General features: G+C 56.2%; 21 protein-coding genes and 4 pseudogenes. 11 read left to right on the top strand and 14 right to left on the bottom strand.

Annotated elements, in window-relative coordinates; genetic code table 11:
• Positions 1-145 precede the first annotated feature (145 nt).
• The 4 genes from aadA1 (C2U43_RS29145) to C2U43_RS29125 form a co-directional block, all read right to left on the bottom strand.
• Positions 146-937 carry an ANT(3'')-Ia family aminoglycoside nucleotidyltransferase AadA1 gene (gene aadA1 / locus C2U43_RS29145; protein WP_001206316.1) on the bottom strand — a complete coding sequence of 264 codons (792 nt, stop codon included), beginning with the start codon at positions 935-937 and terminating at the stop codon, positions 146-148.
• Positions 938-1,349: 412 nt separating this feature from the next.
• A complete protein-coding gene (locus tag C2U43_RS29135; RefSeq protein WP_001102919.1) occupies positions 1,350-1,862 on the bottom strand; it encodes a GNAT family N-acetyltransferase in 513 nt (170 codons plus the stop codon).
• 118 nt (positions 1,863-1,980) lie between these two features.
• Entirely contained in the window at positions 1,981-2,445 is a 465-nt protein-coding gene (gene aac(3)-Ia / locus C2U43_RS29130; protein ID WP_002089484.1) for an aminoglycoside N-acetyltransferase AAC(3)-Ia, read from the bottom strand.
• A gap of 75 nt (positions 2,446-2,520) precedes the next feature.
• On the bottom strand, positions 2,521-3,075 hold the full coding sequence (locus C2U43_RS29125) for an aminoglycoside N-acetyltransferase AAC(6')-Ib3 (protein WP_032488579.1): 555 nt from the start codon (positions 3,073-3,075) through the stop codon (positions 2,521-2,523).
• 160 nt (positions 3,076-3,235) lie between these two features.
• Between C2U43_RS29125 and intI1 (C2U43_RS29120) the strand changes: the two genes are divergently transcribed.
• Complete coding sequence (gene intI1 / locus C2U43_RS29120) at positions 3,236-4,249, top strand: class 1 integron integrase IntI1 (protein ID WP_000845054.1); 1,014 nt, start codon at positions 3,236-3,238, stop codon at positions 4,247-4,249.
• A gap of 141 nt (positions 4,250-4,390) precedes the next feature.
• On the opposite strand, the gene C2U43_RS29110 is transcribed toward intI1 (C2U43_RS29120), so the two are convergent.
• Positions 4,391-5,095, bottom strand: coding sequence for an IS6-like element IS26 family transposase (locus C2U43_RS29110; RefSeq protein ID WP_001067855.1), 705 nt, complete (start codon positions 5,093-5,095; stop codon positions 4,391-4,393).
• A gap of 61 nt (positions 5,096-5,156) precedes the next feature.
• On the opposite strand from C2U43_RS29110, the gene C2U43_RS29100 reads away from it, so the two are divergent.
• Positions 5,157-5,854, top strand: a protein-coding gene (locus C2U43_RS29100; protein ID WP_095033700.1) for an IS1-like element IS1B family transposase whose coding sequence is annotated in 2 segments (ribosomal slippage) — positions 5,157-5,406 and positions 5,406-5,854 — 699 coding nt in all. Because the reading frame shifts where the segments join, the coding sequence is not laid out codon by codon here.
• A 70-nt stretch (positions 5,855-5,924) separates the two neighbouring features.
• Here C2U43_RS29100 and aadA1 (C2U43_RS29095) read toward each other — a convergent pair.
• Both aadA1 (C2U43_RS29095) and dfrA1 read right to left on the bottom strand, forming a co-directional pair.
• Positions 5,925-6,716, bottom strand: a complete 792-nt coding sequence (aadA1, locus tag C2U43_RS29095) for an ANT(3'')-Ia family aminoglycoside nucleotidyltransferase AadA1 (protein ID WP_001206317.1) — start codon at positions 6,714-6,716, stop codon at positions 5,925-5,927.
• A 92-nt stretch (positions 6,717-6,808) separates the two neighbouring features.
• Positions 6,809-7,282 (bottom strand): trimethoprim-resistant dihydrofolate reductase DfrA1, encoded by a 474-nt coding sequence (gene dfrA1, locus C2U43_RS29090; protein ID WP_000777555.1) that lies wholly within the window; start codon positions 7,280-7,282, stop codon positions 6,809-6,811.
• A 156-nt stretch (positions 7,283-7,438) separates the two neighbouring features.
• Between dfrA1 and intI1 (C2U43_RS29085) the strand changes: the two genes are divergently transcribed.
• Positions 7,439-8,452: a class 1 integron integrase IntI1 gene (intI1, locus tag C2U43_RS29085; RefSeq protein WP_000845048.1), complete on the top strand. Its 1,014-nt coding sequence runs from the start codon at positions 7,439-7,441 to the stop codon at positions 8,450-8,452.
• Positions 8,453-8,798: 346 nt separating this feature from the next.
• Here the strand turns inward: intI1 (C2U43_RS29085) and C2U43_RS29075 are convergent.
• Positions 8,799-9,155, bottom strand: a pseudogene (locus tag C2U43_RS29075) (recombinase family protein); the annotation flags it as partial.
• 65 nt (positions 9,156-9,220) lie between these two features.
• On the opposite strand from C2U43_RS29075, the gene C2U43_RS29070 reads away from it, so the two are divergent.
• Positions 9,221-9,925 carry an IS6-like element IS26 family transposase gene (locus C2U43_RS29070; RefSeq protein ID WP_001067858.1) on the top strand — a complete coding sequence of 235 codons (705 nt, stop codon included), beginning with the start codon at positions 9,221-9,223 and terminating at the stop codon, positions 9,923-9,925.
• Positions 9,926-10,070: 145 nt separating this feature from the next.
• On the opposite strand, the pseudogene C2U43_RS29060 reads toward C2U43_RS29070, so the two are convergent.
• Both C2U43_RS29060 and C2U43_RS29050 read right to left on the bottom strand, forming a co-directional pair.
• Positions 10,071-10,577: pseudogene (locus C2U43_RS29060) on the bottom strand (APH(3') family aminoglycoside O-phosphotransferase); the annotation flags it as partial.
• Positions 10,578-10,628: 51 nt separating this feature from the next.
• Positions 10,629-11,333 (bottom strand): IS6-like element IS26 family transposase, encoded by a 705-nt coding sequence (locus tag C2U43_RS29050; RefSeq protein WP_001067855.1) that lies wholly within the window; start codon positions 11,331-11,333, stop codon positions 10,629-10,631.
• 54 nt (positions 11,334-11,387) lie between these two features.
• On the opposite strand from C2U43_RS29050, the pseudogene C2U43_RS29045 reads away from it, so the two are divergent.
• A pseudogene (locus tag C2U43_RS29045) lies at positions 11,388-12,275 on the top strand (oligosaccharide MFS transporter); the annotation flags it as partial.
• Between the two features lie 30 nt (positions 12,276-12,305).
• Here the strand turns inward: C2U43_RS29045 and C2U43_RS29040 are convergent.
• Together C2U43_RS29040 and C2U43_RS29035 are read right to left on the bottom strand one after the other, a co-directional pair.
• Positions 12,306-13,394, bottom strand: coding sequence for an AAA family ATPase (locus C2U43_RS29040; RefSeq protein WP_001620097.1), 1,089 nt, complete (start codon positions 13,392-13,394; stop codon positions 12,306-12,308).
• An 86-nt stretch (positions 13,395-13,480) separates the two neighbouring features.
• The gene (locus tag C2U43_RS29035; protein ID WP_001620096.1) at positions 13,481-13,741 is read right to left on the bottom strand and encodes a hypothetical protein; all 261 of its coding nucleotides are present in this window, start codon (positions 13,739-13,741) and stop codon (positions 13,481-13,483) included.
• A 297-nt stretch (positions 13,742-14,038) separates the two neighbouring features.
• Here C2U43_RS29035 and C2U43_RS29030 point away from each other — a divergent pair, with 297 nt between their 5' ends.
• A complete protein-coding gene (locus C2U43_RS29030) occupies positions 14,039-14,899 on the top strand; it encodes an extended-spectrum class A beta-lactamase SHV-5 (RefSeq protein WP_011117369.1) in 861 nt (286 codons plus the stop codon).
• A gap of 20 nt (positions 14,900-14,919) precedes the next feature.
• On the opposite strand, the gene C2U43_RS29025 is transcribed toward C2U43_RS29030, so the two are convergent.
• Positions 14,920-15,681 (bottom strand): DeoR/GlpR family DNA-binding transcription regulator, encoded by a 762-nt coding sequence (locus tag C2U43_RS29025; protein ID WP_002210513.1) that lies wholly within the window; start codon positions 15,679-15,681, stop codon positions 14,920-14,922.
• 260 nt (positions 15,682-15,941) lie between these two features.
• Between C2U43_RS29025 and ltnD the strand changes: the two genes are divergently transcribed.
• From ltnD to C2U43_RS29005, 4 genes and pseudogenes are all read left to right on the top strand, one after another.
• Complete coding sequence (gene ltnD, locus C2U43_RS29020) at positions 15,942-16,844, top strand: L-threonate dehydrogenase (RefSeq protein ID WP_002210514.1); 903 nt, start codon at positions 15,942-15,944, stop codon at positions 16,842-16,844.
• 11 nt (positions 16,845-16,855) lie between these two features.
• Positions 16,856-18,121 (top strand): 3-oxo-tetronate kinase, encoded by a 1,266-nt coding sequence (gene otnK / locus C2U43_RS29015; RefSeq protein WP_011117368.1) that lies wholly within the window; start codon positions 16,856-16,858, stop codon positions 18,119-18,121.
• Positions 18,114-18,734 (top strand): 3-oxo-tetronate 4-phosphate decarboxylase, encoded by a 621-nt coding sequence (gene otnC / locus C2U43_RS29010; RefSeq protein ID WP_002210516.1) that lies wholly within the window; start codon positions 18,114-18,116, stop codon positions 18,732-18,734. The genes otnK and otnC overlap by 8 nt, the downstream gene beginning before the upstream one ends.
• Before the next feature lie 4 nt (positions 18,735-18,738).
• Positions 18,739-19,392, top strand: a pseudogene (locus C2U43_RS29005) (TIM barrel protein); the annotation flags it as partial.
• 53 nt (positions 19,393-19,445) lie between these two features.
• Here C2U43_RS29005 and C2U43_RS29000 read toward each other — a convergent pair.
• On the bottom strand, positions 19,446-20,150 hold the full coding sequence (locus C2U43_RS29000) for an IS6-like element IS26 family transposase (protein ID WP_001067855.1): 705 nt from the start codon (positions 20,148-20,150) through the stop codon (positions 19,446-19,448).
• Positions 20,151-20,312: 162 nt separating this feature from the next.
• Between C2U43_RS29000 and C2U43_RS28990 the strand changes: the two genes are divergently transcribed.
• On the top strand, positions 20,313-21,335 hold the full coding sequence (locus C2U43_RS28990) for an IS110-like element IS5708 family transposase (RefSeq protein WP_040113331.1): 1,023 nt from the start codon (positions 20,313-20,315) through the stop codon (positions 21,333-21,335).
• Positions 21,336-21,438: the final 103 nt, after the last annotated feature.

The raw sequence follows: 21,438 nt of genomic DNA, 5'->3' as shown, positions 1-21,438 counted from the left end.
TGTAGGGCTTATTATGCACGCTTAAAAATAATAAAAGCAGACTTGACCTGATAGTTTGGCTGTGAGCAATTATGTGCTTAGTGCATCTAACGCTTGAGTTAAGCCGCGCCGCGAAGCGGCGTCGGCTTGAACGAATTGTTAGACATTATTTGCCGACTACCTTGGTGATCTCGCCTTTCACGTAGTGGACAAATTCTTCCAACTGATCTGCGCGCGAGGCCAAGCGATCTTCTTCTTGTCCAAGATAAGCCTGTCTAGCTTCAAGTATGACGGGCTGATACTGGGCCGGCAGGCGCTCCATTGCCCAGTCGGCAGCGACATCCTTCGGCGCGATTTTGCCGGTTACTGCGCTGTACCAAATGCGGGACAACGTAAGCACTACATTTCGCTCATCGCCAGCCCAGTCGGGCGGCGAGTTCCATAGCGTTAAGGTTTCATTTAGCGCCTCAAATAGATCCTGTTCAGGAACCGGATCAAAGAGTTCCTCCGCCGCTGGACCTACCAAGGCAACGCTATGTTCTCTTGCTTTTGTCAGCAAGATAGCCAGATCAATGTCGATCGTGGCTGGCTCGAAGATACCTGCAAGAATGTCATTGCGCTGCCATTCTCCAAATTGCAGTTCGCGCTTAGCTGGATAACGCCACGGAATGATGTCGTCGTGCACAACAATGGTGACTTCTACAGCGCGGAGAATCTCGCTCTCTCCAGGGGAAGCCGAAGTTTCCAAAAGGTCGTTGATCAAAGCTCGCCGCGTTGTTTCATCAAGCCTTACGGTCACCGTAACCAGCAAATCAATATCACTGTGTGGCTTCAGGCCGCCATCCACTGCGGAGCCGTACAAATGTACGGCCAGCAACGTCGGTTCGAGATGGCGCTCGATGACGCCAACTACCTCTGATAGTTGAGTCGATACTTCGGCGATCACCGCTTCCCTCATGATGTTTAACGCCCAGCTTCAGACGCGCGGAGGCCGTAAGGCCGTAGCGTCGGCTGGAAGCATTGGTTAGAGCATGAGCGATTTACTGTATTCATGGCTTTCGAAAAATTGTATCTGCACAGGTTGCTAGTACGACGTACACAATAGGCCCGAGCAGTATGAGCGCCGCCCAGCCCTGAGGAGAACTTGGCGCTTTACCCGCGTAGGTGACGATCTCCACCACCAGTAGCGCCCAGGCCGCAAGGAATATGGCGATGTTTCGCGGCCTTAACCAAGTGCGCTTCTGAGCCTTGTCTAGAAGATTCACCACGTCACTACCGTCAAAGAAGTGGTGGCCGCAGTGAGCGCAACGATGTGCATCTACGAAATTCTGGCGGCCACAGCGTGCGCAGTTCATTTTTGCTCTAACGCCCTAGCTAAGCCGACGGACAGCCCGCAGGGCTGGCCGGTCGGCTTGAGCGCCATGTTGGGCGACAACTGCCTTGCGCATTGCATACCTACGGAACATGACGCCTCCACGGGAGACATTTTGCTCCTCAACTACACTGAAACCATGCCGCAGGAAAAAGGGCTTGGCGACCAGACTGGCTTCTGTGAAGAGCGAAACACCTGGGAGGGCTTTCTCAACCTCACGGTACAGAACAGACGCGACGCCCCGACGCTCGGAACCCGGTGCGGTGTAAAGAAACTCGATGTGGCCGCTAAGCTCGTAAGAGATGAACCCGATAACCGCATCTCCCTCAATTGCTAGAAGAGTCTGTAGGCCAGATAAGCGAGCTGACCAAGCCTCTATATCTGCGGGACGCGGTGCCCACGCATTCCTTTGCGAAGCGTCATAGTGAGACGCTCCAAGTACATGAATAGACTCAGTAAATACGACTGCGATAGAGGCGACGTCAGATTCAGTGCAAGTGCGTACGTTCATATCGGTTTTCTTGTTGCCCAACGCCTGAGTTAAGCCGGAGCGCTTTGCGGCCGCGGCGTTGTGACAATTTTTCCGAACAACTCCGCGGCCGCGAAGCGATCTCGGCTTGAACGAATTGTTAGGTGGCGGTACTTGGGTCGATATCAAAGTGCATCACTTCTTCCCGTATGCCCAACTTTGTATAGAGAGCCACTGCGGGATCGTCACCGTAATCTGCTTGCACGTAGATCACATAAGCACCAAGCGCGTTGGCCTCATGCTTGAGGAGATTGATGAGCGCGGTGGCAATGCCTTGCCTCCGGTGCTCGCCGGAGACTGCGAGATCATAGATATAGATCTCACTACGCGCCTGCTCAAACTTTGGCAGAACGTAAGCCGCGAGAGCGCCAACAACCGCTTCTTGGTCGAAGGCAGCAAGCGCGATGAATGTCTTACTACGGAGCAAGTTCCCGAGGTAATCGGAGTCCGGCTGATGTTGGGAGTAGGTGGCTACGTCTCCGAACTCACGACCGAAAAGATCAAGAGCAGCCCTCATGGATTTGACTTGGTCAGGGCCGAGCCTACATGTGCGAATGATGCCCATACTTGAGCCACCTAACGTTTGACATGAGGGGCGGCCAAGGGCGCCAGCCCTTGGACGTCCCCCTCGATGGAAGGGTTAGGCATCACTGCGTGTTCGCTCGAATGCCTGGCGTGTTTGAACCATGTACACGGCTGGACCATCTGGGGTGGTTACGGTACCTTGCCTCTCAAACCCCGCTTTCTCGTAGCATCGGATCGCTCGCAAGTTGCTCGGCGACGGGTCCGTTTGGATCTTGGTGACCTCGGGATCATTGAACAGCAACTCAACCAGAGCTCGAACCAGCTTGGTTCCCAAGCCTTTGCCCAGTTGTGATGCATTCGCCAGTAACTGGTCTATTCCGCGTACTCCTGGATCGGTTTCTTCTTCCCACCATCCGTCCCCGCTTCCAAGAGCAACGTACGACTGGGCATACCCAATCGGCTCTCCATTCAGCATTGCAATGTATGGAGTGACGGACTCTTGCGCTAAAACGCTTGGCAAGTACTGTTCCTGTACGTCAGCAAGTGTCGGGCGTGCTTCTTCTCCGCCCCACCACTCGACGATATGAGATCGATTTAGCCACTCATAGAGCATCGCAAGGTCATGCTCAGTCATGAGGCGCAGTGTGACGGAATCGTTGCTGTTGGTCACGATGCTGTACTTTGTGATGCCTAACTTTGTTTTAGGGCGACTGCCCTGCTGCGTAACATCGTTGCTGCTCCATAACATCAAACATCGACCCACGGCGTAACGCGCTTGCTGCTTGGATGCCCGAGGCATAGACTGTACAAAAAAACAGTCATAACAAGCCATGAAAACCGCCACTGCGCCGTTACCACCGCTGCGTTCGGTCAAGGTTCTGGACCAGTTGCGTGAGCGCATACGCTACTTGCATTACAGTTTACGAACCGAACAGGCTTATGTCAACTGGGTTCGTGCCTTCATCCGTTTCCACGGTGTGCGTCACCCGGCAACCTTGGGCAGCAGCGAAGTCGAGGCATTTCTGTCCTGGCTGGCGAACGAGCGCAAGGTTTCGGTCTCCACGCATCGTCAGGCATTGGCGGCCTTGCTGTTCTTCTACGGCAAGGTGCTGTGCACGGATCTGCCCTGGCTTCAGGAGATCGGAAGACCTCGGCCGTCGCGGCGCTTGCCGGTGGTGCTGACCCCGGATGAAGTGGTTCGCATCCTCGGTTTTCTGGAAGGCGAGCATCGTTTGTTCGCCCAGCTTCTGTATGGAACGGGCATGCGGATCAGTGAGGGTTTGCAACTGCGGGTCAAGGATCTGGATTTCGATCACGGCACGATCATCGTGCGGGAGGGCAAGGGCTCCAAGGATCGGGCCTTGATGTTACCCGAGAGCTTGGCACCCAGCCTGCGCGAGCAGCTGTCGCGTGCACGGGCATGGTGGCTGAAGGACCAGGCCGAGGGCCGCAGCGGCGTTGCGCTTCCCGACGCCCTTGAGCGGAAGTATCCGCGCGCCGGGCATTCCTGGCCGTGGTTCTGGGTTTTTGCGCAGCACACGCATTCGACCGATCCACGGAGCGGTGTCGTGCGTCGCCATCACATGTATGACCAGACCTTTCAGCGCGCCTTCAAACGTGCCGTAGAACAAGCAGGCATCACGAAGCCCGCCACACCGCACACCCTCCGCCACTCGTTCGCGACGGCCTTGCTCCGCAGCGGTTACGACATTCGAACCGTGCAGGATCTGCTCGGCCATTCCGACGTCTCTACGACGATGATTTACACGCATGTGCTGAAAGTTGGCGGTGCCGGAGTGCGCTCACCGCTTGATGCGCTGCCGCCCCTCACTAGTGAGAGGTAGGGCAGCGCAAGTCAATCCTGGCGGATTCACTACCCCTGCGCGAAGGCCATCGGTGCCGCATCGAACGGCCGGTTGCGGAAAGTCCTCCCGGCACTGTTGCAAAGTTAGCGATGAGGCAGCCTTTTGTCTTATTCAAAGGCCTTACATTTCAAAAACTCTGCTTACCAGGCGCATTTCGCCCAGGGGATCACCATAATAAAATGCTGAGGCCTGGCCTTTGCGTAGTGCACGCATCACCTCAATACCTTTGATGGTGGCGTAAGCCGTCTTCATGGATTTAAATCCCAGCGTGGCGCCGATTATCCGTTTCAGTTTGCCATGATCGCATTCAATCACGTTGTTCCGGTACTTAATCTGTCGGTGTTCAACGTCAGACGGGCACCGGCCTTCGCGTTTGAGCAGAGCAAGCGCGCGACCATAGGCGGGCGCTTTATCCGTGTTGATGAATCGCGGGATCTGCCACTTCTTCACGTTGTTGAGGATTTTACCCAGAAACCGGTATGCAGCTTTGCTGTTACGACGGGAGGAGAGATAAAAATCGACAGTGCGGCCCCGGCTGTCGACGGCCCGGTACAGATACGCCCAGCGGCCATTGACCTTCACGTAGGTTTCATCCATGTGCCACGGGCAAAGATCGGAAGGGTTACGCCAGTACCAGCGCAGCCGTTTTTCCATTTCAGGCGCATAACGCTGAACCCAGCGGTAAATCGTGGAGTGATCGACATTCACTCCGCGTTCAGCCAGCATCTCCTGCAGCTCACGGTAACTGATGCCGTATTTGCAGTACCAGCGTACGGCCCACAGAATGATGTCACGCTGAAAATGCCGGCCTTTGAATGGGTTCATGTGCAGGGTGATGCTGCCAACTTACTGATTTAGTGTATGATGGTGTTTTTGAGGTGCTCCAGTGGCTTCTGTTTCTATCAGCTGTCCCTCCTGTTCAGCTACTGACGGGGTGGTGCGTAACGGCAAAAGCACCGCCGGACATCAGCGCTATCTCTGCTCTCACTGCCGTAAAACATGGCAACTGCAGTTCACTTACACCGCTTCTCAACCCGGTACGCACCAGAAAATCATTGATATGGCCATGAATGGCGTTGGATGCCGGGCAACCGCCCGCATTATGGGCGTTGGCCTCAACACGATTTTCCGCCATTTAAAAAACTCAGGCCGCAGTCGGTAACCTCGCGCATACAGCCGGGCAGTGACGTCATCGTCTGCGCGGAAATGGACGAACAGTGGGGATACGTCGGGGCTAAATCGCGCCAGCGCTGGCTGTTTTACGCGTATGACAGGCTCCGGAAGACGGTTGTTGCGCACGTATTCGGTGAACGCACTATGGCGACGCTGGGGCGTCTTATGAGCCTGCTGTCACCCTTTGACGTGGTGATATGGATGACGGATGGCTGGCCGCTGTATGAATCCCGCCTGAAGGGAAAGCTGCACGTAATCAGCAAGCGATATACGCAGCGAATTGAGCGGCATAACCTGAATCTGAGGCAGCACCTGGCACGGCTGGGACGGAAGTCGCTGTCGTTCTCAAAATCGGTGGAGCTGCATGACAAAGTCATCGGGCATTATCTGAACATAAAACACTATCAATAAGTTGGAGTCATTACCCGCTTGAGTTAAGCCGCGCCGCGAAGCGGCGTCGGCTTGAACGAATTGTTAGACATTATTTGCCGACTACCTTGGTGATCTCGCCTTTCACGTAGTGAACAAATTCTTCCAACTGATCTGCGCGCGAGGCCAAGCGATCTTCTTCTTGTCCAAGATAAGCCTGTCTAGCTTCAAGTATGACGGGCTGATACTGGGCCGGCAGGCGCTCCATTGCCCAGTCGGCAGCGACATCCTTCGGCGCGATTCTGCCGGTTACTGCGCTGTACCAAATGCGGGACAACGTAAGCACTACATTTCGCTCATCGCCAGCCCAGTCGGGCGGCGAGTTCCATAGCGTTAAGGTTTCATTTAGCGCCTCAAATAGATCCTGTTCAGGAACCGGATCAAAGAGTTCCTCCGCCGCTGGACCTACCAAGGCAACGCTATGTTCTCTTGCTTTTGTCAGCAAGATAGCCAGATCAATGTCGATCGTGGCTGGCTCGAAGATACCTGCAAGAATGTCATTGCGCTGCCATTCTCCAAATTGCAGTTCGCGCTTAGCTGGATAACGCCACGGAATGATGTCGTCGTGCACAACAATGGTGACTTCTACAGCGCGGAGAATCTCGCTCTCTCCAGGGGAAGCCGAAGTTTCCAAAAGGTCGTTGATCAAAGCTCGCCGCGTTGTTTCATCAAGCCTTACGGTCACCGTAACCAGCAAATCAATATCACTGTGTGGCTTCAGGCCGCCATCCACTGCGGAGCCGTACAAATGTACGGCCAGCAACGTCGGTTCGAGATGGCGCTCGATGACGCCAACTACCTCTGATAGTTGAGTCGATACTTCGGCGATCACCGCTTCCCTCATGATGTTTAACGCCTGGCACAGCGGATCGCAAACCTGGCGCGGCTTTTGGTACAAAAGGCGTGACAGGTTTGCGAATCCGTTGCTGCCACTTGTTAACCCTTTTGCCAGATTTGGTAACTATAATTTATGTTAGAGGCGAAGTCTTGGGTAAAAACTGGCCTAAAATTGCTGGGGATTTCAGGAAAGTAAACATCACCTTCCGGCTCGATGTCTATTGTAGATATATGTAGTGTATCTACTTGATCGATCAGGCTTTTGTATATCTCCCCACCACCTGAAACAATGACATGATCCGTTATTTTCTTTAGGTTGGTTAAAGCATCTTTAATTGATGGAAAGATCACTACGTTCTCATTGTCAGATGTAAAACTTGAACGTGTTACGACCGCATACTTTCGGTTGGGTAATGCTCCCATTGATTCAAAAGTCTTGCGTCCAACCAACAGCCATTGGTTATAGGTAATAGCTTTAAACAGGAGCTGTTCACCTTTGGCACTCCATGGAATATCAGGGCCATTCCCGATAACTCCATTCTTCGATATAGCTACCATTAGTGATAGTTTCACAATTCTTCCTCAGAGGTTAACTTTGTTTTAGGGCGACTGCCCTGCTGCGTAACATCGTTGCTGCTCCATAACATCAAACATCGACCCACGGCGTAACGCGCTTGCTGCTTGGATGCCCGAGGCATAGACTGTACAAAAAAACAGTCATAACAAGCCATGAAAACCGCCACTGCGCCGTTACCACCGCTGCGTTCGGTCAAGGTTCTGGACCAGTTGCGTGAGCGCATACGCTACTTGCATTACAGCTTACGAACCGAACAGGCTTATGTCCACTGGGTTCGTGCCTTCATCCGTTTCCACGGTGTGCGTCACCCGGCAACCTTGGGCAGCAGCGAAGTCGAGGCATTTCTGTCCTGGCTGGCGAACGAGCGCAAGGTTTCGGTCTCCACGCATCGTCAGGCATTGGCGGCCTTGCTGTTCTTCTACGGCAAGGTGCTGTGCACGGATCTGCCCTGGCTTCAGGAGATCGGAAGACCTCGGCCGTCGCGGCGCTTGCCGGTGGTGCTGACCCCGGATGAAGTGGTTCGCATCCTCGGTTTTCTGGAAGGCGAGCATCGTTTGTTCGCCCAGCTTCTGTATGGAACGGGCATGCGGATCAGTGAGGGTTTGCAACTGCGGGTCAAGGATCTGGATTTCGATCACGGCACGATCATCGTGCGGGAGGGCAAGGGCTCCAAGGATCGGGCCTTGATGTTACCCGAGAGCTTGGCACCCAGCCTGCGCGAGCAGCTGTCGCGTGCACGGGCATGGTGGCTGAAGGACCAGGCCGAGGGCCGCAGCGGCGTTGCGCTTCCCGACGCCCTTGAGCGGAAGTATCCGCGCGCCGGGCATTCCTGGCCGTGGTTCTGGGTTTTTGCGCAGCACACGCATTCGACCGATCCACGGAGCGGTGTCGTGCGTCGCCATCACATGTATGACCAGACCTTTCAGCGCGCCTTCAAACGTGCCGTAGAACAAGCAGGCATCACGAAGCCCGCCACACCGCACACCCTCCGCCACTCGTTCGCGACGGCCTTGCTCCGCAGCGGTTACGACATTCGAACCGTGCAGGATCTGCTCGGCCATTCCGACGTCTCTACGACGATGATTTACACGCATGTGCTGAAAGTTGGCGGTGCCGGAGTGCGCTCACCGCTTGATGCGCTGCCGCCCCTCACTAGTGAGAGGTAGGGCAGCGCAAGTCAATCCTGGCGGATTCACTACCCCTGCGCGAAGGCCATCGGTGCCGCATCGAACGGCCGGTTGCGGAAAGTCCTCCCTGCGTCCGCTGATGGCCGGCAGCAGCCCGTCGTTGCCTGATGGATCCAACCCCTCCGCTGCTATAGTGCAGTCGGCTTCTGACGTTCAGTGCAGCCGTCTTCTGAAAACGACATTTGAACCGGGAACCTTCCCTTTTTGGCTAGGCGTGAAACAATGGTCATTTTCCCTATACCCAAAATGACCAGGAGGCCCGCATGAAAGTCGCACGCATCTACCTGCGCGTGATGTCATTTTCAGAAGACGACTGCACGGAATATCAGGAGTCGGCTGCACTGGTGGATTGCAGCGCGGTGTACAGGGCCGTCTTGCTCACCTTGAGCCGTGTAGCGGCCTCTCGGACATTAAGCCCGTTGGCGATGTGCTCCCGCGCTCGCTGCAACTTGTCGGCGGTGACAACCGGCTTTCGCCCGCCCTTCCTCCCACGAGCGGCGGCGGCAGTCAACCCGGCCTTGGTGCGCTCGCGGATCAAGTCGCGCTCGAACTGGCCCAGCGCGCCGAACACGTGGAAGATGAGCCGCCCGCCTGGCGTGGTGGTGTCGATGGCTTCCGTCAGAGAACGGAAGCCGACGCCTCGCGCTTCCAGCGCGCCTATCGTTTCGATTAGGTGCGGCATAGGGCACTGTTGCAAATAGTCGGTGGTGATAAACTTATCATCCCCTTTTGCTGATGGAGCTGCACATGAACCCATTCAAAGGCCGGCATTTTCAGCGTGACATCATTCTGTGGGCCGTACGCTGGTACTGCAAATACGGCATCAGTTACCGTGAGCTGCAGGAGATGCTGGCTGAACGCGGAGTGAATGTCGATCACTCCACGATTTACCGCTGGGTTCAGCGTTATGCGCCTGAAATGGAAAAACGGCTGCGCTGGTACTGGCGTAACCCTTCCGATCTTTGCCCGTGGCACATGGATGAAACCTACGTGAAGGTCAATGGCCGCTGGGCGTATCTGTACCGGGCCGTCGACAGCCGGGGCCGCACTGTCGATTTTTATCTCTCCTCCCGTCGTAACAGCAAAGCTGCATACCGGTTTCTGGGTAAAATCCTCAACAACGTGAAGAAGTGGCAGATCCCACGATTCATCAACACGGATAAAGCGCCCGCCTATGGTCGCGCGCTTGCTCTGCTCAAACGCGAAGGCCGGTGCCCGTCTGACGTTGAACACCGACAGATTAAGTACCGGAACAACGTGATTGAATGCGATCATGGCAAACTGAAACGGATAATCAACGCCACGCTGGGATTTAAATCCATGAAGACGGCTTACGCCACCATCAAAGGTATTGAGGTGATGCGTGCACTACGCAAAGGCCAGGCCTCAGCATTTTATTATGGTGATCCCCTGGGCGAAATGCGCCTGGTAAGCAGAGTTTTTGAAATGTAAGGCCTTTGAATAAGACAAAAGGCTGCCTCATCGCTAACTTTGCAACAGTGCCCCGTCCGGATACTGCCAGATATCGGCGTCCAGGGAGATGTCCTGAAGCGCGGTGTCCGGAATTTCAGGTTTGTGTCTCTACAAAGACTAACTATCAGAAAAACTCATCGAGCATCAAATGAAACTGCAATTTATTCATATCAGGATTATCAATACCATATTTTTGAAAAAGCCGTTTCTGTAATGAAGGAGAAAACTCACCGAGGCAGTTCCATAGGATGGCAAGATCCTGGTATCGGTCTGCGATTCCGACTCGTCCAACATCAATACAACCTATTAATTTCCCCTCGTCAAAAATAAGGTTATCAAGTGAGAAATCACCATGAGTGACGACTGAATCCGGTGAGAATGGCAAAAGCTTATGCATTTCTTTCCAGACTTGTTCAACAGGCCAGCCATTACGCTCGTCATCAAAATCACTAGCATCAACCAAACCGTTATTCATTCGTGATTGCGCCTGAGCGAGACGAAATACGCGATCGCTGTTAAAAGGACAATTACAAACAGGAATCGAATGCAACCGGCGCAGGAACACTGCCAGCGCATCAACAATATTTTCACCTGAATCAGGATATTCTTCTAATACCTGGAATGCTGTTTGGCACTGTTGCAAAGTTAGCGATGAGGCAGCCTTTTGTCTTATTCAAAGGCCTTACATTTCAAAAACTCTGCTTACCAGGCGCATTTCGCCCAGGGGATCACCATAATAAAATGCTGAGGCCTGGCCTTTGCGTAGTGCACGCATCACCTCAATACCTTTGATGGTGGCGTAAGCCGTCTTCATGGATTTAAATCCCAGCGTGGCGCCGATTATCCGTTTCAGTTTGCCATGATCGCATTCAATCACGTTGTTCCGGTACTTAATCTGTCGGTGTTCAACGTCAGACGGGCACCGGCCTTCGCGTTTGAGCAGAGCAAGCGCGCGACCATAGGCGGGCGCTTTATCCGTGTTGATGAATCGCGGGATCTGCCACTTCTTCACGTTGTTGAGGATTTTACCCAGAAACCGGTATGCAGCTTTGCTGTTACGACGGGAGGAGAGATAAAAATCGACAGTGCGGCCCCGGCTGTCGACGGCCCGGTACAGATACGCCCAGCGGCCATTGACCTTCACGTAGGTTTCATCCATGTGCCACGGGCAAAGATCGGAAGGGTTACGCCAGTACCAGCGCAGCCGTTTTTCCATTTCAGGCGCATAACGCTGAACCCAGCGGTAAATCGTGGAGTGATCGACATTCACTCCGCGTTCAGCCAGCATCTCCTGCAGCTCACGGTAACTGATGCCGTATTTGCAGTACCAGCGTACGGCCCACAGAATGATGTCACGCTGAAAATGCCGGCCTTTGAATGGGTTCATGTGCAGCTCCATCAGCAAAAGGGGATGATAAGTTTATCACCACCGACTATTTGCAACAGTGCCGTGGAAGCTTATATCGAACGCGTCAGCCGGGCCAACCGCTTTGAATATGGCAAAGTGCGGGTCGCAGGCTGCGTCGGCTGGGCGCTATGCGCCTCGATAACCGGCGTGCTGTTCGGCATCGATCCCAATATCACCTTCTGGATCGCCTCCGGCTTTGCGCTGGTGCTCGGTCTGCTGCTCTGGCTGTCGCGGCCGGAAAGCAGCAACAGCGCCCAGGTTATCGAGGCGCTGGGCGCCAATCGCCAGGCCTTTTCGCTGCGTACGGCGGCAGAGCTGCTGCGTATGCCGCGCTTCTGGGGCTTTATCGTCTATGTGGTGGGTGTCGCCAGCGTCTACGACGTGTTTGACCAGCAGTTCGCCAACTTTTTCAAAAGCTTTTTCGCCAGTCCGCAGCGCGGTACCGAAGTGTTTGGCTTCGTCACCACCGGCGGCGAGTTGCTCAACGCGCTGATCATGTTCTGCGCGCCGGCCATCGTTAACCGCATCGGCGCCAAAAACGCCCTGCTGACCGCGGGGATGATCATGTCGGTGCGTATTCTCGGGTCGTCCTTCGCCTCATCGGCAGTCGAGGTGGTGATCCTCAAGATGCTGCATATGTTTGAGATCCCCTTCCTGCTGGTGGGAACTTTTAAATATATCTCTTCCGCCTTTAACCCGCGCCTCTCGGCCACCCTGTTCCTGATCGGTTTTAATCTGTCAAAACAGCTGTCCGGGGTGGTGCTTTCCGCCTGGGTGGGCCGGATGTACGACACCGTCGGCTTCCATCAGGCCTATCTGATCCTCGGCTGCATAACCCTGAGCTTCACCCTGCTCTCGTTCGTCACCCTACGCGGCGGCAACCGTCTGCTGCCGACCGCAGAGACGCAGAGCCCCGCCTGACTCCAGCGCCCCCGTCAGGGATGACGGGCTTCACTCGACAATCCGCGTCTCCCCGCCGCGATTCTCCAGCGCATAGCGCTGACAAGGCGCCCCGGCGGCGATAAGCTCCGCCAGCTCCGCCGAGTGGCTGGTCAGCCAGATCTGGCTGTAGCGCGAGGCCTCGATAATCAGCCGGGCCAGCGCGGGCAACATGTCGCGATGCAGGCTGTTCTCCGGTTCATTGATCGCCAGAAACGCCGGCGGGCGCGGACTGAGCAGCGCGACGGCGAGGCACAAAAAGCGCAGCGTACCGTCGGACATCTCCGCCGCCAGCAGCGGGCGGCGGATCCCTTCGCGACGCATTTTCAGAGCGAAACGCGAGTGCTCGTTTTCACAATAAAACTGGCAGCCGGGAAAGGCGTCGGCAAGGATTTCATGCAAAATCTCCTCCGCGCCGATCTCGACAATGGTCTGAAAGGCGGCGGCGAGATTCTGGCCATCGCTGTCGAGGACTGGCGAACGGTAACCCACGGCCGGCTGACGCAGTGGCGAATGACGGCCAATCGCGAATTCATGATAAAACCGCCAACGGCGCAGCGTCTCCCGCACTCGCGATACTTCGGGAAAACGGTGCGGCTCGCCAAGCTGACCGAACACCGACTCATTTTCATAAATACTCTCGGTGAAAGTACTTTTCTCCCCGGTGACATCGACGAGAAACGCCGCCTGATTCTTGCGCTGCAGTACGCGGGAGGAAGGCCGGCGGGAGTAGCCGGCCAGCCAGATATTCTCTTCTTTAACGATAGGATCGAGCATGAATTGCGTCGGATAGGGCAATTTTTCAGGGAAGCCTATCTGCAGTTCATAATCGAAGCTGTCGGTCCGGCAGGCGATTTGCAGCCGGCGGGGGTGACGATCGAGGGGCGAACGCTCCCCGGACCACATCATATTCTCCAGACCGCCCTCTTCGCTGATAAACCCCGAAAGCCTGCCCTCAGCGGCAGCGGTCAGCAGGTGGATGGCGTTATAAATATTGGATTTACCGCAGCCGTTAGGGCCGAAGACAATGTTCAGCGGCCCGAGCTCCAGCGCGATATCCTTTACTGAGCGAAAATTTTGAATACGAATGTACTGAATCATTATGCGTCCGGCCCTGGAAATAGAAGGCTGCCACAGTAGCACAGCGGCGCCCGGCATACCCTCTTACGCCCCCTTTCGGGCAGGGTTTAACAGAACATTTTTTTCATTCCACGGGTCAGGGCGACCCGCGTCAGCTTATCGCTATCCTGATGGGCGTCGCTGAAAACGCCAAAAAAATAGCGTTCATCGTCAATGGTTTGGCTAACAATTCGGTAGCTCAACGATTGCCCGGATAGCGCACCGTACTGCGCAGGCGTCACCGAGACTTCGGTCGCGTCATCGGCGACGCTGACCAACAGCCCGTCCGCCTTACCGCCCACCAGCATGACCTTAATTATCGGGTGCACCAGTTCCTCCCGGGATGGCATATAGCGTTGGCGAACCGCAGGGACCGGCGGGCGTGGTGATCGGCAAACAGCGACGCCCGACAGAGTGCGGTATTTAGTACTTTCTTATAGTTCATCACGGCCTTGAGTCAAAAAATAGCGTGCTTAGGCAGGGCTAGATATTGATTATTCGAAATAAAAGATGAAAAATGATGAAGGAAAAAAGAGGAATTGTGAATCAGCAAAACGCCGGGTTATTCTTATTTGTCGCTTCTTTACTCGCCTTTATCGGCCCTCACTCAAGGATGTATTGTGGTTATGCGTTATATTCGCCTGTGTATTATCTCCCTGTTAGCCACCCTGCCGCTGGCGGTACACGCCAGCCCGCAGCCGCTTGAGCAAATTAAACTAAGCGAAAGCCAGCTGTCGGGCCGCGTAGGCATGATAGAAATGGATCTGGCCAGCGGCCGCACGCTGACCGCCTGGCGCGCCGATGAACGCTTTCCCATGATGAGCACCTTTAAAGTAGTGCTCTGCGGCGCAGTGCTGGCGCGGGTGGATGCCGGTGACGAACAGCTGGAGCGAAAGATCCACTATCGCCAGCAGGATCTGGTGGACTACTCGCCGGTCAGCGAAAAACACCTTGCCGACGGCATGACGGTCGGCGAACTCTGCGCCGCCGCCATTACCATGAGCGATAACAGCGCCGCCAATCTGCTACTGGCCACCGTCGGCGGCCCCGCAGGATTGACTGCCTTTTTGCGCCAGATCGGCGACAACGTCACCCGCCTTGACCGCTGGGAAACGGAACTGAATGAGGCGCTTCCCGGCGACGCCCGCGACACCACTACCCCGGCCAGCATGGCCGCGACCCTGCGCAAGCTGCTGACCAGCCAGCGTCTGAGCGCCCGTTCGCAACGGCAGCTGCTGCAGTGGATGGTGGACGATCGGGTCGCCGGACCGTTGATCCGCTCCGTGCTGCCGGCGGGCTGGTTTATCGCCGATAAGACCGGAGCTAGCAAGCGGGGTGCGCGCGGGATTGTCGCCCTGCTTGGCCCGAATAACAAAGCAGAGCGCATTGTGGTGATTTATCTGCGGGATACCCCGGCGAGCATGGCCGAGCGAAATCAGCAAATCGCCGGGATCGGCGCGGCGCTGATCGAGCACTGGCAACGCTAACCCGGCGGTGGCCGCGCGCGTTATCCGGCCCGCAGCACCTCGCAGGCGTGCCGGGCGATATGACTGGCGGCGGCATCGGAAAGATGCCGGTCGGTAATGATGGTGGTGAACCGGGTCAAAGGTAACGCCATAAACGTGGCCACCTGATTGTATTTCGAACTGTCGCACAGCAGGATGCTTCTCGCGCTGACCTGGCTGACGGTCTCCTTGACGGTAACCTTGTTCTCATCAGGGGTGAATATCCCGCGACTGTCCCAGCCGCTGGCGGAGATAAAGGCCGTATCGATAGCCAGGTGGCGTAACGTACGCGCCGCCGATTCGCCCACGCAGGAGCGGTTCTCCCGGCACAGAGTGCCGCCGGTGTGGATCACGCCGCACTGGCTGGCATCGATCAGCAGCTGGGTTATCTCAAAATCATTGGTGACCACCTGGAGATCGTTCCGGTCGAGGATCGCCCGCGCCAGCGCCAGGGTGGTAGTCCCGGCATCCAGATAGATGCAACTGTTTTTAGCGATATGACTCGCCGCCAGCGCGCCGATCGCCTGTTTCTCCTCACTCTGCAGCGTGCTTTTCACCAGATGACTGGGTTCCGCAGCCAGCCGGCTGACGGCGCGCACGCCGCCCGAGACGCTGACCAGCAGCCCCTGCTCCTCCAGTTTACTGACGTCCCGACGGATGGTCATATGGGACACGCCGAGGATCTCCGTCAGCTCGTTAATGCTTACCGCCCCACGCTGCTCCACCAGGGCTAAAATACGCTGATGTCGTTCTATTGGAATCACCGCTCTCCCCTTACCATTTTTTCACACCAGGCGTCACCACCCAGGCTACGGCCCTGGCGACACCCGGTGTTGTTATCGCGCTTTGCCGCTGTTTTTAGGCTATTTTAGGGCAAGAATCGCCGTTGTGCAGCCTCTTTCCGCCTGTGAATTTTTTATATTCATGTGGGTTATTCGTGATAACTCTCACATAAATTCACATGATAACGCTTTATTCTATCATTAAATCACATTAATTAACTAATGTTCACAAGGAGACCAGCATGGCTGCACACACTAACGTCTGCGTGATTGGACTGGGTTCAATGGGCATGGGCGCCGCCCGCGCCTGCCTGCAGGCGGGCCTGAACACCTGGGGCGTTGACATCAATCCCGACAACTGTCGCGCACTGCTGGCGGCGGGCGCCAATGGCGCGGGCCCCAGCGCGGTGCCGTTCGCCGCGGAACTGGATGCAGTTGTGCTGCTGGTGGTCAATGCCGCCCAGGTGCGGGGGATCCTGTTCGGCGAGAGCGGCCTCGCCGCCCATCTGAAGCCGGGCACCGTCGTGATGGTGTCGTCCACCATCGCTTCCGCCGATGCTCAGGCCATTGCCGAGGCGCTGGCGGAGTACCAGCTATTGATGCTCGACGCGCCGGTATCGGGCGGCGCCGTGAAAGCGGCCGCCGGCGACATGACGGTGATGGCCTCCGGGAGCGATGCCGCCTTTGCCCGCCTCGCGCCGGTGCTGGACGCCGTGGCCGGCAAAGTCTACCGCATAGGGAGCGACATTGGTCTTGGCTCGACGGTAAAAATTATCCATCAGCTGCTGGCCGGGGTGCACATCGCCGTTGCCGCCGAAGCGATGGCGCTTGCCGCCCGCGCCGGGATCCCACTCGAAACGATGTATGACGTGGTCACCCACGCGGCGGGTAATTCATGGATGTTTGAGAATCGCATGCAGCACGTCCTGGATGGCGATTACTCGCCAAAATCCGCTGTCGATATTTTTGTCAAAGATCTCGGGCTGGTGAATGACACTGCCCGGGCGCTGACCTTCCCGCTGCCGCTCGCTACCACCGCGCTGAATATGTTCACCTCCGCCAGTAATGCCGGATTCGGTCGGGAAGATGACAGCGCGGTGATCAAGATTTTCAACGGCATCACCCTGCCGGGCCATAAACAGTGAGGAGAGACAACATGCAGCTTGGTGTCATTGCCGATGACTTCACCGGCGCCACGGATATTGCCAGCTTCCTCGTGCGCAACGGCATGCCGACGGTGCAACTGAATGGCGTGCCGACCCGCGATCTTCCGCTGACCAGCGAGGCGGTGGTCATCAGCCTGAAAACTCGCTCCTGCCCGGCGGAAATGGCCGTCAGCCAGTCGCTGGCGGCCCTGCGCTGGCTGCAGGCCCAGGGCTGTCAGCAGTTTTATTTCAAGTACTGTTCCACTTTCGACAGCACCGCGCAGGGCAACATTGGCCCGGTGCTGGATGCCCTGCTGGCCGAGCTGGGTGAGACGCGGACGGTGATTTCCCCGGCGCTGCCGGTTAACGGCCGCACGGTCTATCAGGGATATCTGTTCGTCGGCGAGCAACTGCTGAATGAGTCCGGGATGCGCCACCATCCGGTGACGCCGATGGAGGATGCGCACCTGGGCCGCTTAATTGAGCGCCAGGGGCGCGGAAAAGCCGCGCTGATTGCCTGGCCGATTGTCGACCGGGGGCCGGAGGCGGTCGCCGCCGCGCTGGCGGCAGTCAACGATCCGGCGGTGCGCTATGTGGTGCTCGACGCCCTCAGCGAACAGGATCTGCTCACCCAGGGCGTGGCGCTGCGGGAGATGAAGCTGGTCTCCGGCGGTTCCGGCCTCGCCATCGGCCTCGCCCGCGACTTGGCGCAGCGCCATGGCGCCCGGGGTGAAAGCGCTCAGGCCGGCATGCCGCTGGTCGGCCCGGCGGTGGTGCTCTCGGGCTCCTGCTCGGTGATGACCAACAGCCAGGTGGCGGCCTATCGTCAACAGGCCCCCGCCCGCGCCGTCGACTTAAGCGCCTGCTTTACCGATCTGGAGAGCTACGTCAGGACGCTGACTGACTGGGTGGACGCGCAGCGCGATGCGCCGCTGGCGCCGATGATCTATGCCACCACCGAGCCGCAAACGCTGCAGCGGATCCAGGCGCAGTATGGCGACAAGGCCAGCAGCGAACGGGTGGAACAGCTGTTTGCCGCTCTTGCCGCCGCCCTGAAGGCGAAAGGATTTACCCGCTTTATTGTGGCCGGAGGGGAAACGTCGAGCATTGTGGCGCAGACCCTGGGGGTTGAGGCGTTCCATATTGGGCCGACCATCTCCCCTGGCGTGCCCTGGGTGCGTGACACCCGCCAGCCGCTCTCCCTGGCGCTGAAGTCAGGTAACTTCGGCGATATCCAGTTCTTTGCCCGTGCCCAGCAGGAGTTTCGTCATGACTGAGCAACAACTGCGAGAGGAAATGGTGCAGATTGGCGCCTCGTTATTTAGCCGCGGCTATGCCACCGGCTCCGCTGGCAATCTGTCGCTGCTGCTGCCGGACGGCAACCTGCTGGCGACGCCGACCGGCGCCTGCCTCGGCGAACTGCAGGCTCAGCGGTTGTCGGTGGTGACGCTGCAAGGAGAATGGATCTCCGGCGACAAACCGTCGAAAGAGGTCACTTTTCACCGGGCAGTCTATTTGCACAACCCGGCCTGCAAGGCGATCGTCCACTTGCACAGCCACTATCTGACCGCGCTCTCCTGCCTGCAGGGGCTCGATCCGCACAACTGTATCCGCCCCTTTACCCCCTATGTGGTGATGCGCGTCGGCGACGTCCCGGTGGTTCCCTACTACCGGCCGGGCGATGACCGTATTGCCCAGGCGCTGGCCGGGCTGGCGCCCCGCTATAACGCCTTTTTACTGGCCAACCACGGACCGGTGGTTACTGGCTCATCGCTGCGCGAAGCCACCAACAATACCGAGGAACTGGAAGAGACCGCACGGCTGATATTTACCCTCGGCAACCGCGAGATCCGCTACCTGACCGCTGACGAAGTAAAAGAACTGAGATAAAACCATGCCAAAATTCGCTGCAAATTTATCCATGCTGTTTACCGAACTGCCGTTCCTGGAACGCTTTGCCGCCGCTGCCCGGGCGGGATTTGAAGCCGTTGAGTTTCTGTTTCCCTATGAGTATGCCGCCGGGGAAATCAGACAGCGCCTGCAGGAGAACCAGCTGCAGCTGGTGCTGTTCAATACCCCACCCGGCGACGTCAACGCCGGAGAATGGGGGCTCGCCGCCATCCCCGGGAGAAGCGCGGAGGCCCGACGCGATATTGAGCTGGCGCTGGAGTATGCCTGCCAGCTCGGTTGCCCGCAGGTGCATATCATGGCCGGCGTGGTGCCGCCGGGAGCGGATCGCGCAGCCTGCGAGGCCGTGCTTATCGATAATCTGCGCTACGCGGCGGAGTGCTTTGCCCGCCACGACAAGCGGATACTCATCGAAGCGCTGAATCCGCAGACCAAACCGGGCTATCTCTACCACAGTCAATATCAGACGCTGGCGATGGTGAAACGGGTCGACAGGCCGAACCTGGCGGTGCAGTTAGATCTGTTTCACGCGCAGAAGGTGGACGGCAATTTAAGCCATCTTATTACCGAATATGCCGGCCAGTATCGCCATATTCAGATTGCCTCCCTGCCCGACCGTCATGAACCGGATGAGGGCGAAAGGCACTGTTGCAAAGTTAGCGATGAGGCAGCCTTTTGTCTTATTCAAAGGCCTTACATTTCAAAAACTCTGCTTACCAGGCGCATTTCGCCCAGGGGATCACCATAATAAAATGCTGAGGCCTGGCCTTTGCGTAGTGCACGCATCACCTCAATACCTTTGATGGTGGCGTAAGCCGTCTTCATGGATTTAAATCCCAGCGTGGCGCCGATTATCCGTTTCAGTTTGCCATGATCGCATTCAATCACGTTGTTCCGGTACTTAATCTGTCGGTGTTCAACGTCAGACGGGCACCGGCCTTCGCGTTTGAGCAGAGCAAGCGCGCGACCATAGGCGGGCGCTTTATCCGTGTTGATGAATCGCGGGATCTGCCACTTCTTCACGTTGTTGAGGATTTTACCCAGAAACCGGTATGCAGCTTTGCTGTTACGACGGGAGGAGAGATAAAAATCGACAGTGCGGCCCCGGCTGTCGACGGCCCGGTACAGATACGCCCAGCGGCCATTGACCTTCACGTAGGTTTCATCCATGTGCCACGGGCAAAGATCGGAAGGGTTACGCCAGTACCAGCGCAGCCGTTTTTCCATTTCAGGCGCATAACGCTGAACCCAGCGGTAAATCGTGGAGTGATCGACATTCACTCCGCGTTCAGCCAGCATCTCCTGCAGCTCACGGTAACTGATGCCGTATTTGCAGTACCAGCGTACGGCCCACAGAATGATGTCACGCTGAAAATGCCGGCCTTTGAATGGGTTCATGTGCAGCTCCATCAGCAAAAGGGGATGATAAGTTTATCACCACCGACTATTTGCAACAGTGCCGCTTAAAACGCTTAACGAATGGAAGGGACTTCCCCTGGATATGCGCCTGATTAACTTTCGTGCAATCATAGGATAAACATTGACCCAGAGGGATTCGTTATGACCATCACCACTGTCGGTATCGATCTTGCTAAAAATGTGTTTGCTGTTCACTGCATTGACCAAAATGGTAAAGCTGTTCTGGTTAAACCCAAGGTGTCGCGTGCAGCACTTTCTGAACTCATCGCAGGTTTACCTCCCTGTGTCATTGGAATGGAAGCCTGCTCGGGTGCCCACTATTGGGCAAGATTATTCAGGCAGTATGGCCATGATGTCCGGTTGATGGCTCCGAAATTTGTCTCACCCTATCGCATGGCGGGTAAGACCGGGAAAAATGATGCAGCTGATGCAATAGCTATTTGTGAGGCAGTGCAGCGGCCGCATATGCGCTTTGTACCAGTCAAAGACGAAAGCCAGCAGGCAATGCAATGCTTACATCGGACAAGACAGGGATTTATCCAGGAAAGAACAGCAACGTATAACCGTCTTCGGGGCCTGATATCTGAATTCGGGGTTATTGCCCCACAAAGCACTGATGCTCTGCGTCATGTTGTTTCTGACCAGAAGGAAACTCTGCCAGTACAGGTTAGGCTGTACATTGATGATCTATTGACACATGTCACTAATATTGAAGAGAAAATCGCCGAATATGACAGGGTATTATCTCGTGTGGCCAAAACAGATCATCGCAGCCAGCAGTTAATGGAACTGAAAGGTGTTGGGCCCACCACAGCGAGTGCGCTGGTCGCCAGTATTGGCAATGCCCATGATTTTAAGAACGGGCGCCAACTGGCAGCCTGGTTGGGGCTAACGCCATCACAATACAGTAGTGGCGGAAAATCAAAGCTTGGCAGGATAACAAAAGCGGGTGATGCCTATCTGCGAACCCTACTGGTCCAGGGAGCCCGTTCTGTAATGGTAGGGGCAGAGAATAGAACGGACCCGTTTAGCCGTTGGGTCTGCTCGTTGATTGGTAGGCGGGGATACTGGCGTGCTGTCGTTGCAATCGCCGCCAAGAATGCGAGGTTGTGCTGGGCATCATTACATTACGGCGATGACTTCAGACTGTATTCAACAACATGAAAAATTTAACTGAGTAGTAACTGAACTGTAAATTGTTGATGGTAAAGGGTTAGACCCCCGTGAGAAGTATCTGCATATCCTACTGGATATCACTATCCGATTA

It is taken from the genome of Citrobacter freundii complex sp. CFNIH9, from assembly GCF_002903305.1.
GTDB lineage: Bacteria > Pseudomonadota > Gammaproteobacteria > Enterobacterales > Enterobacteriaceae > Citrobacter > Citrobacter portucalensis.
Note: the sequence above shows the minus strand (reverse complement) of the source record. Positions and strands in the feature narration are given on the sequence as shown.

Coding starts and splice junctions, on each gene's coding strand:
- C2U43_RS28990 (WP_040113331.1), top strand. CDS start 20,313: ATGACCATCACCACTGTCGGTATCGATCTTGCTAAAAATGTGTTTGCT.
- ltnD (WP_002210514.1), top strand. CDS start 15,942: ATGGCTGCACACACTAACGTCTGCGTGATTGGACTGGGTTCAATGGGC.
- C2U43_RS29050 (WP_001067855.1), bottom strand. CDS start 11,333: ATGAACCCATTCAAAGGCCGGCATTTTCAGCGTGACATCATTCTGTGG.
- otnK (WP_011117368.1), top strand. CDS start 16,856: ATGCAGCTTGGTGTCATTGCCGATGACTTCACCGGCGCCACGGATATT.
- C2U43_RS29040 (WP_001620097.1), bottom strand. CDS start 13,394: ATGATTCAGTACATTCGTATTCAAAATTTTCGCTCAGTAAAGGATATC.
- C2U43_RS29135 (WP_001102919.1), bottom strand. CDS start 1,862: ATGAACGTACGCACTTGCACTGAATCTGACGTCGCCTCTATCGCAGTC.
- intI1 (WP_000845054.1), top strand. CDS start 3,236: ATGAAAACCGCCACTGCGCCGTTACCACCGCTGCGTTCGGTCAAGGTT.
- intI1 (WP_000845048.1), top strand. CDS start 7,439: ATGAAAACCGCCACTGCGCCGTTACCACCGCTGCGTTCGGTCAAGGTT.
- aadA1 (WP_001206317.1), bottom strand. CDS start 6,716: ATGAGGGAAGCGGTGATCGCCGAAGTATCGACTCAACTATCAGAGGTA.
- otnC (WP_002210516.1), top strand. CDS start 18,114: ATGACTGAGCAACAACTGCGAGAGGAAATGGTGCAGATTGGCGCCTCG.
- C2U43_RS29070 (WP_001067858.1), top strand. CDS start 9,221: ATGAACCCATTCAAAGGCCGGCATTTTCAGCGTGACATCATTCTGTGG.
- aadA1 (WP_001206316.1), bottom strand. CDS start 937: ATGAGGGAAGCGGTGATCGCCGAAGTATCGACTCAACTATCAGAGGTA.
- C2U43_RS29030 (WP_011117369.1), top strand. CDS start 14,039: ATGCGTTATATTCGCCTGTGTATTATCTCCCTGTTAGCCACCCTGCCG.
- C2U43_RS29000 (WP_001067855.1), bottom strand. CDS start 20,150: ATGAACCCATTCAAAGGCCGGCATTTTCAGCGTGACATCATTCTGTGG.
- C2U43_RS29110 (WP_001067855.1), bottom strand. CDS start 5,095: ATGAACCCATTCAAAGGCCGGCATTTTCAGCGTGACATCATTCTGTGG.